Source organism: Paenibacillus sp. OAS669 (genome assembly GCF_014873645.1).
GTDB lineage: Bacteria > Bacillota > Bacilli > Paenibacillales > NBRC-103111 > Paenibacillus_S > Paenibacillus_S vulneris.
The window spans coordinates 186,006-199,348 of the sequence record NZ_JADBDR010000012.1 but is presented as its reverse complement, the minus strand read 5'-3'; the positions used below and the strand labels follow the sequence as shown (position 1 = coordinate 199,348).

General features: G+C 50.7%; 11 protein-coding genes. All 11 read right to left on the bottom strand.

Annotated elements, in window-relative coordinates; translation table 11 throughout:
• Nucleotides 1-39 precede the first annotated feature (39 nt).
• The 11 genes from araA to GGC63_RS24010 all read right to left on the bottom strand — a co-directional run bounded on the left by araA (nucleotide 40) and on the right by GGC63_RS24010 (nucleotide 13,264).
• Nucleotides 40-1,530, bottom strand: coding sequence for an L-arabinose isomerase (gene araA / locus GGC63_RS24060; protein WP_192704484.1), 1,491 nt, complete (start codon nucleotides 1,528-1,530; stop codon nucleotides 40-42).
• Nucleotides 1,531-1,586: 56 nt separating this feature from the next.
• Entirely contained in the window at nucleotides 1,587-3,257 is a 1,671-nt protein-coding gene (locus GGC63_RS24055) for a ribulokinase (RefSeq protein WP_192704483.1), read from the bottom strand.
• 51 nt (nucleotides 3,258-3,308) lie between these two features.
• Nucleotides 3,309-4,001 (bottom strand): L-ribulose-5-phosphate 4-epimerase, encoded by a 693-nt coding sequence (gene araD, locus GGC63_RS24050; RefSeq protein WP_192704482.1) that lies wholly within the window; start codon nucleotides 3,999-4,001, stop codon nucleotides 3,309-3,311.
• 77 nt (nucleotides 4,002-4,078) lie between these two features.
• A complete protein-coding gene (locus tag GGC63_RS24045) occupies nucleotides 4,079-5,179 on the bottom strand; it encodes a GntR family transcriptional regulator (RefSeq protein ID WP_225948452.1) in 1,101 nt (366 codons plus the stop codon).
• 224 nt (nucleotides 5,180-5,403) lie between these two features.
• A complete protein-coding gene (locus tag GGC63_RS24040; protein ID WP_192704481.1) occupies nucleotides 5,404-6,120 on the bottom strand; it encodes a glycerophosphodiester phosphodiesterase in 717 nt (238 codons plus the stop codon).
• Nucleotides 6,121-6,135: 15 nt separating this feature from the next.
• Complete coding sequence (locus tag GGC63_RS24035) at nucleotides 6,136-7,266, bottom strand: hypothetical protein (RefSeq protein ID WP_192704480.1); 1,131 nt, start codon at nucleotides 7,264-7,266, stop codon at nucleotides 6,136-6,138.
• A 42-nt stretch (nucleotides 7,267-7,308) separates the two neighbouring features.
• Nucleotides 7,309-8,139: a carbohydrate ABC transporter permease gene (locus GGC63_RS24030; protein ID WP_079910845.1), complete on the bottom strand. Its 831-nt coding sequence runs from the start codon at nucleotides 8,137-8,139 to the stop codon at nucleotides 7,309-7,311.
• 11 nt (nucleotides 8,140-8,150) lie between these two features.
• Nucleotides 8,151-9,104, bottom strand: a complete 954-nt coding sequence (locus GGC63_RS24025; protein WP_079910846.1) for a carbohydrate ABC transporter permease — start codon at nucleotides 9,102-9,104, stop codon at nucleotides 8,151-8,153.
• Between the two features lie 20 nt (nucleotides 9,105-9,124).
• Nucleotides 9,125-10,438, bottom strand: coding sequence for an ABC transporter substrate-binding protein (locus tag GGC63_RS24020; RefSeq protein WP_192704479.1), 1,314 nt, complete (start codon nucleotides 10,436-10,438; stop codon nucleotides 9,125-9,127).
• A 355-nt stretch (nucleotides 10,439-10,793) separates the two neighbouring features.
• The gene (locus GGC63_RS24015) at nucleotides 10,794-11,555 is read right to left on the bottom strand and encodes an MgtC/SapB family protein (RefSeq protein ID WP_192704478.1); all 762 of its coding nucleotides are present in this window, start codon (nucleotides 11,553-11,555) and stop codon (nucleotides 10,794-10,796) included.
• A 14-nt stretch (nucleotides 11,556-11,569) separates the two neighbouring features.
• Nucleotides 11,570-13,264, bottom strand: coding sequence for a glycerol-3-phosphate dehydrogenase/oxidase (locus GGC63_RS24010; protein WP_192704477.1), 1,695 nt, complete (start codon nucleotides 13,262-13,264; stop codon nucleotides 11,570-11,572).
• Nucleotides 13,265-13,343: the final 79 nt, after the last annotated feature.

Genomic DNA, 13,343 nt, shown 5'->3' with positions numbered 1-13,343 from the left:
ATTCAAGAAAGTGCAGAGGGCTCAAAACAATAACCTTATTTACTTCATGCGCCAATAAAGGTCGTTCCATCTCAATTCGTTGCGCAGCGACGTGATCGTGCTGCCGCGATTGATTAGGACGGATTCAATTCCTGCCATTTCGGCCCAATCGGCCAGCTGCTCTGCTGTTACAATGTAGGAGAATGCGGTATGATGCGCACCGCCGGCATGAATCCATGCCTCCGCCGCGAGATTTAACGACGGCTGCGGCTTCCAAAGAACGCGAGCTACAGGAAGCTTGGGCATAGCCTGCTCCGGCTTCACCGCATCCACTTCGTTCACAATAAGCCGGAACCGGTTGCCCAAGTCAATGATCGATGCATTGAGTGCTGCGCCGTCTCTGCCATCGAAGATAAGCCGCGCAGGATCTGATTTGCCGCCGATCGAGAGGGCATGTACTTCGATTTTAGGGCGAGTTGCGGCAATCGTTGGGCAAACCTCGAGCATATGCGACCCCAGGACCAGTTCATTCCCCGGCTCAAAATGATAGGTATAATCCTCCATGAAGGAAGTACCTACATTGCCTGCGATCAGCTTCATCGTACGTACCAATGCCGCTGTTTTCCAATCCCCTTCTCCTCCGAAGCCGTATCCCTCCGCCATCAAACGCTGGACGGCAAGCCCGGGGAGCTGCTTCATCCCGTGGAGGTCCTCGAACGTTGTCGTGAACGCGCTAAAGCCGCCTTCCTCCAGAAAAGCTTTCATGCCCAGCTCGATTCGGGCCTGCTCCAGAATAGCTTCGCGGATCGGACCTGCTTCGCGTGCTTCCGGGACGATATCATAGAGATCGTTATACTCCTCGAACAACCGATTCACTTCGTTCTCCGAAATATCGTTCATTCTTTGAACCAAATCTCCGATGCCATAGCCGTTCACTGACCAGCCGAATTTGATTTGTGCTTCCACTTTATCCCCTTCGGTGACGGCAACCTGACGCATGTTATCGCCGAATCTGGCAACCTTTAGCTGGCGTCCTTCCGTATAAGCGACCGCCGTATTCATCCATCCCGCAATTCGGCTGCGCACCTGGGCATCTTCCCAATAGCCGACGACGACTTTGCGCGCAATCCCCATTCTGGCGCCGATGAATCCATACTCCCGATCCCCGTGGGCCGATTGATTCAAATTCATGAAATCCATGTCGATGCTGTCCCATGGAATGTCGCGGTTAAACTGCGTATGAAGATGAAGCAGCGGCTTGCGCAGCTCGGTCAGCCCTGCGATCCACATTTTAGCGGGTGAAAAGGTATGCATCCAGGTTATAATTCCTGCGCATGAATCATCGCCGTTAGCCTCGAGACATAATTGGCGGATAGCCTCCGGTGTCGTTAATACCGGCTTGAATATAACCTGGAATGGAATGGCGGGATCTCGATCCAATCCTTCCGTGATTTGCAATGAATGCGCATCTACTTCCTTCAGTGTTTCCGGACCGTACAAATGCTGACTTCCTGTAACAAACCAGAATGTATAAGGCTTTACGGGTATCATAGTATTATAACCTCCTGAATGAGTTCGTATTTGGTGAACCAAGAGTACATTTGCAATTAACGTACTGCTTCCTTCATCGCTCTTAATCGTTTCATCACATCATTAGCGCCTCGTCCGAAATAATCATGAAGCTTGTTGTACTCCTCATACAGCTTTTCGTATACGGCTACGTGCTCGGGAATAGGCTTGAACGTTTCTTCCCGCACACGGGCCATCTTCTCTGCGGCCTCCACGATTGTATCGTAGCCTCCGTTGGCGGCTCCTGCAGCCACCGCACCGAACATCGCCGCTCCCAATGCCGGCGTTTGCTTGGAGTCCGCTACTTTGATCTCGCGGTTCGTTACATCCGCATAAATTTGCATTAGCAGGCGGTTTTTTTGCGGCAGCCCGCCGCAAGCATACAGCTCGTTTACCGTTACTCCGTTCTCATGAAACGCATCCACGATTTTTCTCGTGCCGAAAGCCGTCGCTTCCAGCAAGGTGCGGTAAATTTCCTCAGGCTTCGTGAGCAGCGTATAGCCGATCAGCATGCCGGAAAGATGGGTGTCAACCAGAACGGAACGGTTTCCGTTCCACCAATCCAGTGCCAACAGGCCCGTTTCTCCCGGCTTGTAGGCCGCCGCTCTTTGCTCCAGCCACTCATGGACGCTAATGCCTTCCCTTTGAGCCGATTCATGTACATACGCAGGGACGCCCTGCTCCACGTACCAGGCGAAAATATCCCCTACCGCGGATTGCCCCGCTTCGTAGCCCAAATACCCGGGAATAATTCCATCCTCGACGACGCCGCACATGCCTTCGACGTGACGCTCCTCCTCGCCAAGCAGCATATGGCAGATTGATGTCCCCATCGCCATAACCAGCTTGCCGGGAGTCACCACACCGACACCTGGAACAGCCGCATGAGCGTCCACATTGCCGACGGCCACCGCTGTGCCGGGAAGAAGTCCCATCAGCTCAGCCATTTCTGGTGTAAGCTCTCCCGCCTTTGTTCCTAACGGTACGACCTCGCCGCGAAGCTTCGTGCTGGTCAGCTTTTCCAGCCTCGGGTCCAATGCCTTAAAGAACGCTTCGTTCGGATATCCATCCCGCTTATGCCAGATGGCTTTGTAGCCGGCCGTGCAGCTGTTCCGCTGCGGATTGCCCGTCATCTGGGATACGACCCAATCCGTCGCTTCGAGAAACTGATCGGTCTTGTCGTATATGTAAGGGTCTTCATTAAGAATCTGCCATATTTTTGCAATCATCCATTCCGAAGAAATTTTGCCCCCATAACGCGGCAGGAAGGCTTCTCCCCGCTCCGCAGCCAGCTCATTAATCCGATTCGCTTCATCCTGCGCCGCATGATGCTTCCATAGCTTGACCCAGCTGTGGGGTCTTTCCCACAGTTCGGGATCGAAGCATAGTGGATTGCAATTGGAGTCTACCGGCAGCATCGTACAAGCCGTGAAGTCTATCCCCAGACCGATAACATCCGCCGGATTTACGCCGGAAGCCTGAATAATGGCGGGCACGGAGCGTTTGAGCACCTCGATATAATCTCCGGGATGCTGAAGCGCCCAGTCGTGTTCAAGCTTCAATCCCGAGCCCGGAAGCTCTTCATCAATTACATTATGAGGATACGGCGTGACATGATCGGCAACCTCCGTACCATCCGCCAGATCCACCAATACAGCCCGGCCCGATTCGGTACCGTAATCGATCCCTATAGCATATTTTTTAGCCATACGACAAACTGCTCCTCCCTGTATCCTAATCTTGTTTCCATGCCAAATCCCTTACTGCTTTTGTCCGTAATAAGCATTCGCGCCATGCTTGCGCAAAAAATGCCGGTCCAGCAGCGTCTGATCCATCGAAGGAACATGGGTATTTAATGCAATGGTGTGATAGCCAATCTTAGCCACTTCCTCCAGCACGACAGCATTATGTACGGCTTGATGCGGGTCCTTCCCCCAATTGAAAGGAGCATGGGAGTGAACCAGTACACCCGGCACTTGCAGCGGATCGCGTCCCCGGAAGGTCTCGACAATAACGTTGCCGGTTTCAAGCTCATAAGCGCCCTGAATTTCCGCCTCTGTCATAGCTCTCGTGCATGGGACCTCGCCATAAAAGTAATCCGCATGCGTCGTTCCTAAAGCCGGGATCCCCTTACCCGCCTGCGCCCAGCTCGTAGCCCACGGCGAATGGGTATGTACAATGCCTCCGATTTGCGGAAACGCTTTGTACAGCACAAGATGGGTCGGCGTATCCGAGGACGGCCTCAGCTTTCCCTCCACAATATTGCCTTCGAGATCGACCACAATCAGGTCCTCAGGCTTCAGCTCCTCGTAGGGAACGCCGCTAGGTTTAATAACGACGAGCCCTTGCTCGCGATCGATACCGCTTACATTCCCCCAAGTGAACGTAACAAGGCCGTATTTCGGCAAATCCAGATTCGCTTCCCATACGGCCTGTTTGAGTTGTAATAACAACTTGTATCAACACCTTTCTGAAAATAGAATAAGTCCGATACTGTTATTATATATTTGTACGTACAATTTTTCTACCATTATTTTATCGCTGCTGTCGATTCTCTTATAATGAGCTGCGGTGTAATGATCTGATGCATCTCTGCGTTTGCATGTCCTTGTTCAATAATCCTCATTAACATCTCCGCAGCCAGAGTCCCCATCTCGTCCTTGGGATGCGTTAGGGTCGTCAGCTTCACCTCCGTGGCCACCGCCAGCGGCGAATCGTCGAAGCCGACTATCGAGATATCGTCAGGCACGCTTAAACCCGCCTGTCTTGTGGCTTCCAGAAGCATTACCGCTAGCTCGTCGTTATAGCATACGAATGCGGTAGGACGATTCTGCTGATCGTTCAGCATCCTTAATCCCGCCTCGAACGGCTTCGTCGCCTTAGTCTCCGTCGTGTAATGAATGACAGCCTCAGGCGGCAGCGGAATCTGGTAGTCCTGATGCGCTTTAATAAATCCTTTGAGGCGGTTGACACCCTGCAAATCGTCCATTTTGAAAAAGCCGGCGATGTTTCGGTGTCCCAGCTTGATCAGGTGCTCAGCAGCTAAATAGCCCCCCGCCTCATCGCCCACCTTAATGTACGGACAATTTATCTCCGGGTACGTTTCGTTGATCATCAAGAATGGAATGTTATGGTAATTCAGTGTCAAATAGTAGCTTAGATTCGGGTTGCCCTCCGCACTCTTGGTCGGCTCGATAATAAGCCCGCTTAACGGCTGACTCATCATCATCTGCAAACTTTCTCTTTCCTTGTCCTTGTCATTATCCGTACTGGACAACAGCATGCGGTATCCTTTGCTGCGCAAAGCCGCTTCGGCCCCGCGTACGATGTGCGGGAAAATATAATCGGAAATGTAGGTCGTAATAATCCCGATCGTCTGTACGTCCTGCTGCTTCCGGGCCGTTTGCGGATTGGAGACGAAGGTGCCCTTCCCCTGCACCCGGTAAATCCATCCCTCCTGCTCCAGCACACCGAACGTCTGCCTTACCGTTTGTCTGCTCATCTGAAACTGCTCGGCAATCTCATGTTCCGTCGGCATCTGGTCGTCCGGCTTGAGCTTGCCTGATTGAAGCCACGTTAAAATCTCCTGCTTTAATTGCATATACTTGGGCTGCTGCTTGACGTCTGTCATAGGTCACCTCGAATAGAACCGCTGCTTCTACGCTTATCGTTCAAATTTTTACGTTCATTATATCATTATTCAAAGTTGTAAGTACATATTATCCATGGTGACCCTCCGATAATGAACTTCTTTCTTTTTTACTAGGAAGATTCGATTGATCAAAAATAAAAAAAGGCTGCTTTGCAAGCAACCCACGTTGCCTGCAAAACAGCCTGACTCATGATGAATACATCTCAAGGAGCTTCCGTCTCCAAAACGCACTTCTTCCATCTTTCCAGCTCATTAGTGCATACCCATACACCCGGATACTGCTTGCGCATTTGGCGCATATGGGTTTCATCATCAACGGTCCATGCGATAAGCTGAATGCCCTTTTCTTCACACAAGCCCACATAATCTTGCGTTAAATAGATGTATTTGACCGAGATATATTTGGCGTTCAGCTCTTCGGCGAAACCGAAGATGGACGGCGTCGCGCCATAGATGACGAGCCCGACCTCTATATCCTTCGATAATTGGCGGATACGCTGAATCGCATAATGGTCGAACGAAGTCACGAACACTTGGTCCTGCACGTCACAGGCGCGTATAACCTCCAGCACCTTCTCTTCCATTCCCGCATACAAGTTGCCGCTCTGCTTCAGCTCGATGTCCACCTTGGCCTTGCCTTTAGCCAATCGCAATACCTGCTCGAGGGTCGGAATGGCTTGCTCTCCGTCTGTCCGCAGCTTTTGCAGCTCATCCCATGTATAGTCCAGAACAGGACCTTTTCCGTTGGTCGTACGGTTCACCGTAGGATCGTGAATGACAACCGGAACGCCGTCCTTGGTCAAATTCACATCCAGCTCCAGGTGGCTGTAGGACAGATCCAACGCAGCTTGAAATGAAACAAGCGTATTCTCCGGGTATTTCTTGGGATACCCACGATGTGCTAATCCGACGATACTCATTGTTCATCCTCCTGTTTAATCGGTCATGGTCAACAGTTGAATACGGTCCAGCGCATAGCTGGAGGAAGCCTTGTACATGCTCGCACCGGATTCGAACAACAGGTACAGCGTGTCTTTGGAATAAACGATTCCTTCCGACATAGGCGGAATTGCCATCGATTCCGGTTTGTTCTTTGAATCCAGGAACCATACAGGAACCGATTCGGAACCGATGACCGCCTTGGTGTGAGGCGGCTCCTCCAGGACGTTGGTATGCTGGATTAAAGCGCTAGCCGCATTCCGTCCGGATGATTGACTTAGCAAAATCTTATTCTTCAAGACTGCCATCCCTTGTACGCTGTCCGGTATAGATAAAATATAGTCCGGTACTACGGGCGTGTTCGATTGCGCTGCCTTGCCGGCAGGAAGCAAATCGGTCTGCGGATCGAGCTTGAAGCCTACGGTCCACGCTTTATATTCCTTATCGTCGCGATTGTTCATATAATGCGACTTTTCCGTCGGATAGTCCTTACCATTGGCATATTCACCTACCCACAAGACGCCATCACTATACGTCGTAAAAGACGCCCGGGTATCCGTGCGAATGGAGCCCTTGAACATTAGTTTGCTCTCATTTTGGGCACTCATCACTTCATCCAGGTTAAGCTGGTAGACGTGGTTATCGGATGAAATCCACACATGGCTCTTACTGACCGTAACGCCCCCGGCATGACCAGTGTAAGGCTTGTCAGCGTCCTTGTAAAGCTCCATTACCTTCACCATCGAGCCGGTGCCGGCATCTATGACCGACAGCAGACTTGGGAGCCCGCCTTCTCGATAATGGCTGACGAGAATCCAGTTCTTCTCTTCTATAAATCCGATTCCTTGAGGAATCGCCTTCTGCATTAATGCGGGAACGATCGGCCCCTGCTTGGCGGCCTGCAGGAAAGTCTTGATTTCCGGAAAATCGATCCGTATCTTAATCCCCGCTTCTTCCTGCGTTATTTTCCCGCCGTTGGCTGCGGATTGCTCCTCCGGCTTTTTCGCTGCTGCCGGAGCCGCCTGCTCCGCTGCTTTCTTGGCATTACCCGCCGAAGAAGGCTGACAGCCCGCTGCTGTCACACAGAGCATACAAGATAATACAATCAGCATAGCTTTTTGCTTCAAAATGACAGCCTCCTTGTTCCCCTTTGTGGGGATACGATCCCATTACTTAAAGGTCGAATTGGCCATGGCCGCCACAATATATTTTTGAGCGAAAACGAATACCAATACGATCGGCAAAATGACAACCACACTTGCAGCCATCAGCAGATGGAAGTTTAACGCTTCGTTACCGGCGATAGAATCTCTCATCATGGCGATACCGACAGTCAGTACGCGCATTTGATTGGAGTTCGTCATAACGAGAGGCCAGAAGTAGGAGTTCCAGCTGTGAATAAAGCTGATAACCAGCAGGGTAATCACCGTCGGGAACGCCATCGGCGTCAAAATGCGGTACAAAATTTGCACGCGATTCGCTCCATCCACCTTCGCTGCCTCGATGACGTCATTGTTAATGGATTTGAACGTTTGACGCAGCAGGAAGATGCCATAGGCCGAAGCCGCATGCGGGATGATTAGGGCATAGAACGTATTGATCCAGCCCAGCTTAGACATCATGACATATACCGGAACGAAGGTAACCTGATCCGGCACGATCAAGGCGGCCAATACCAGAATGAACAGCTTTTCTCTACCTGGGAATGTTCCTTTGGCAAAAGCATAAGCAGCCATAAGTCCGATATTGATTTGAAGGAAGATAATCCCCACCGTTTGGATCAATGTATTGGAGGCAAAGCGCCAGAACGGAATGGTATTGAAGGCTTGGAAAAAGTTCTGCCACATTAATTTCTCCGGCCAAAAGGTCGGTACGGCCAAGCGAAGCTCCTCCGGCGATTTTAAAGCGGTTACGAGCATCCAGTACACTGGGAAAAAGACAATCAGCGTAATGAGAATGGCCGATATATAACGGGTGGTTACCCCTAGTGATTTCGTCATTGATCTATAACCTACCCTTCGTAATGAACTTTCTTCTTGGAGACGTACATTTGCAGCATGGTCAGAAGAACGATAATGAAGAAGAAAATGATAACCAGCGCAGAGGCCCGGCCTGTTTTAAATTCGGAGAAAGCCATCGTATAAATCCAGTACACCATCGCTTTGGTCGATTCCAACGGTCCCCCATTGGTCATAATATCAACGGATTGGAACACCTGCATGGAAGATATAAAGTTCGTCACGACAAGGAACAGAGTAATTGGCGAAAGCAGCGGAAGCGTAATATGCCAGAACTGCGTCCATTTGCTGGCCCCGTCGATGCTGGACGCCTCATAGTATTCAACAGGAATCCCGCGCAGGCCGGCGATAAAGATGATCATCGCAAATCCAACGCCCTTCCAGACCGAAACGATGATAAGAACCCAAAGCGCCGTTTTCGGATTTTGCAGCCACTGTACCTTCTCAATGCCCACTAACTCTAACAGCTCGTTCATTAAGCCGTACTGGGAGTTGAAGATCCACAGGAAGATCATGGATACGATGACCATGGAAATGTAATGCGGCATGAATAACAGCATTCTTAGGAAATTGAAGAATCGGGACGATACGTTGAACAAAAGCGCTAACAATAATCCGAAGCCCAGGGTTAGCACTACATCCAGGACCGTATAAGTAAATGTTATTCTTAATACGTTATAGAAGGTCTCGCTGGTAAGCAGCTTCTCATAATTGTCGAAGCCGACGAATTGCTTCACGGGCTTCGTCATATTCCAGTTCGTAAAGCTTAAGTAGAAGGAATTTACCAATGGATAATAAATGAAGATGACCAGAAACGCCAAAGCCGGCAGGGCGAAGGAAAAATCCTTCAACCCCTCCAGCAGGCGGTACGCGGAGCGTCTGCCCGTGCCTGATTTGGCAGCGGAATTCACCCGGGCATTGATATTAGTGCTTCCCGTTTCTTTCATTGTATTGCTCCCTCCTGTGCTTACTTGTAATCAGCAATAATTTCGTTGATAGGCTTTACCGTTTCTTTCAGCAAAGGTACAGGATCTTCATTATTCAATACCATTTTACCGACAACCTCTTTATACTTCTCGCTGAACTCAGGATAAGCAGGGTGCTGGATGCGTGGAGCTACGTTATCGAAATTCTCGAATACAGCCTTGTATTGCGGCCATTTTTCAAAGTACTTCTTGCCTTCGTCTGTGTTTACAACCGATTTATGCGTAGGCAGGTAGCCTGTGTAATCCGCCCATTTGATATTGTTTTCTGCAGATACCATGAATTTCAGGAACTTCCAGCCCGCTTCTTTTTGCTTGGCGTTTGCGCCGTTCATCAGCACGACTCCCGCTCCCCCGATGTGGGATTTTCTCTCTTTATCCCCAGGAATGAACGATACGCCAACCTCGAATTTCGCGTTTTGCACGTACGTTTTGATGATGGCCGAGGAATGCTGCACCATACCGACCTTGCCTTCAAGGAACATTTGTCTCATAACATCGGATGCGCCTTTTCCGTAACCCATTTGCATGGAGCCGTCTTTAATCCATTTTTGGAAGTTTTGCGCCCAGCGCAGGCTGTCCGGCTGATCGAAGCCCGATTTATTATCCTTGGTCAGGATCGTACCGCCGCCGTTGGAGATCCAAGGATCGTAATACCATGTATCCCAGCCTGGAACGGAGAACGCGTAGCGGGTGGTTTTACCGTTTTCCTTCACGGTCACCTTCTTGTTGAACTCCTCAATCTCGCTCCAGGTTTGCGGAGGCTTCACGCCCAATTGATCGAACATCGTTTTGTTGTATACCATGACACTCGTGCTTACAATAAGCGGAAATCCGTACTGCTTATCTTTAAAGGAATAGGCTTGCAGCATACCTTTGGAAAAGTCGTTCAAGTCCACGCCGTCCCGCTTAATATATGGACCGAGGTCTGCAAACACTCCGCCATCCGCAAAGTTAGGCAGCGCCGATACCTCAACGTTCGTAACGGCTGGAACATCATTGGCTGCAACCGCCGCTTGCAATTTTTTATGTAAATCCGTATAGCCGCCTTGGAACACAGGCTCGACCGTAATATTCGGATATTTCTTGTTGAACTCGCTGATCATGTAGTTCACTCCGGCCATCTGTTCTTCCGAGTGGGAATGCCAATATTGTATCGTGATCGGAGAATTATCCTCCGCTGCTGTTTTTGCGTCCTCAATTTTCTCGCCGGCACCTGTGCTGGAGTTGGAGCAGCCGATGACAGAGCCGAATAGTGCAGCCATGACAGTCAAAGATAACCATTTCTTATGTTTCATTCTAAATACCCCTCTCAGTTTGCATTCGTGTTTGAATATGAAAAGGCTTACAACGGTCTCAAGACCGACTAGCGATGCGGGTCTCACCTCCAAATAGGATCAGGCAGACAAAAAAAGACCAAGAGAACGTCTAGAGACACATGCCGCGCAATAAGCACAGGCAAGAAGATTGTCCCTTGGATTATCTCATGATCTCCGCATCCAAGTTAGTATGATGTGTTGTACTGTGTAATACCTCTTACGTTGAAAAGTATGCCATAGGGTATAACGGATTGTCAATCCTTTGATATGTTAATAAATTATTAATGATACCACTATTCCGCTAGACATACAAGAGTATTCTCGCAAGCTTGATTTATACGGTAGGAGCTCTGCCCGGCTCCAAATTACCCGGCAGCTTCCACGGGGAAGCCTCCAGGGAAATGATCTCTTCGGCGCTTAAGGCCGTTATGGTCTGAATCGCCCGCATCAGCTTTTCGGAATGAGTTGTTTTTACGTTGAACTTCAGCTCCATAACAGGGACATCTCCATCGGGGCTATGATGAGGCTCCTCCGACTTCATTTTCACCGTAACGATCTGGATCCCCTGTTCGCCAAAGACAGTGGAGATCTTACCCATCACGCCCGGACGGTCATATACTTTGATGACCACCTCCTGATGCCTCCGGTTGCGCATTAGATGCCGTTCCCATTTGTTCAAGGCGAACAGGCTGAGGAAAACAAGAACGGTTGCCAGAGCCGCGCAATAATAAAAGCCAGCCCCTACGCAAAGTCCGATTGCGGCCACGACCCAGATTGAAGCAGCCGTGGTCAGACCGGATATGGTCGAGCCCGTTCTGATAATGGCCCCCGCGCCCAGAAACCCGATCCCGCTGATAACCTGAGCCGCCAAACGAGCAGGGTCCATTCTTACGTTGGGCTCTACGGCAAATTCCCCGAAGCCGTAGATGGACAGCAGCATGATGGCGGCAGCTCCGACACACACGAGAATATGGGTGCGAAGCCCTGCGGCATGGTTGCTCCATTCCCGTTCAAAGCCTATCAGTCCTCCCATCGCAGCCGCAGTCAAGATGCGCAGGGTCAGGTCGAATTGAGAAATGTGCCATATACTGTTCATATTTCGACTCCCCTTTACGATGAAGCTTTCTGCAGCCTGGTATCGCTTGCCGGAAGCTCGTGGATATGATGAAACAGCTGATTCAGCAGCTCCAGCTGCATATCCTTTTGACGTGTATCAAGACCTAATAGATCGCCTAGCATCTTCTCGACGATATTTCGGTATTTCTCCGCCTTGGCCAGATGAAAGTAGGACCATCCTGAACGAAGCCTTAGAAAGTCGGAGGCGGTGACCGTCATTTCCTCCTCTACGGAGTAGCGGAGCTGCGCAAAGAGCCACTGCAGGTTATCCGGTACATGATGCTTCCGGGCATCCGGCAAATAATTGAGAATGTTCAATGCATTGGAGCCATAGGTGTCGATCCACTCCTGCATGACGGCCGTGCTGATCCCGAGGGCAACGCCTGTTTTCAGCATCTCTTGCTTCCATTCGGCAAAGGTGAAGCCTTCCTTCCTCTCGCCGCCGGTAATCACGATTTGATCGGTTGTACAGCCCGGGTAGACTTTGCCGGTTTCCTTGCCCAGAAATTCGGCTACCAGGTCGACCACCTTCTCCGCCATTTTACGGAACCCGGTCAGCTTCCCTCCGGCAATCGTTATCAGCTTGCTCTCGGAGATAAATACTTCGTCTTTTCTCGACAGCTCGGAAGGACCTTTACCCTCTTCATAGATGAGAGGCCGAAGTCCCGCCCAGTGAGATTTCACATCCTGCCGGGTGAGCTTAACTGCTGGAAACATCGCATTGACGGCTCGGAGAAGGTACTCCCTGTCCTCCTGCGTCGTTCTCGGCTGATCGATGGAATCGGAGTAAGCCGTGTCCGTCGTGCCGATATAGGTGATATCCCCGCGGGGAATGACGAAGACCATTCTGCCGTCCGGCGTATCGAAGTAGGCGGATTGATGCACCGGGAATCTATGGTAATCGACGACCAGGTGCACCCCTTTTGTCAAAAACAACCGTTTGCCCTTGAGCGAGCCGTCCAAATCCCTGACTTGATCAGCCCATGGTCCCGCTGCATTGACAATGTGCTTCGCACGGATCACCAGCCTTCTTCCGCTGATGCTGTCATGAACCTCAACACCGGCTGCACGGCCGTTCTCGTAAATTATCTTCTTTGCTTCGGCATAATTGACGGCTAGAGCCCCTCTTTGTGAAGCCGTTTTCATGATATCCAGCGTTAAACGCGCATCATCCGTACGGTACTCAAAGTATAAGCCCCCGCCCTTCAGCCCTTCCTTCTTCAGCAAGGGTTCTATCTCCATCACTTCTCTGCGGCCGAGCATCTTCCTGCGCTCCTTGCGGGCGACGCCGGCAAGCCAATCATAAAGGTATAGGCCTATGGAGGAAGCCAGATAGCCGTAGGTGCCTCCCTTATACACCGGCAGAAGCATAGGGGCCGGAATGACAAGATGAGGCGCGTTTCTGTATAGGATCGCCCGTTCGCGGCCCACCTCCCGTACCAGCTTGAAATCTCCCTGCTTCAAATATCGCAGCCCCCCGTGGATCAGCTTCGTCGATCGGCTGCTCGTACCCGAACCAAAATCATTCTTCTCGAGTACACCTACTTTGATCCCTCGGGTGATGGCATCCAAGGCTATACCTGCTCCTGTAATCCCGCCGCCAATAACAAGTAAATCGAGCTCGCTTTCCGCCATCGAATGCAGTCGTGCCGTTCTGCTTGCTGATGAAAAAGCTCCGTGACGGTTCATCGTATTCACCTCCAGAAAGTTCAGATTCGGGAATAGAAAAAACCTCCATGAAAAAGAACAACCGACAAGCCCCGGCCGC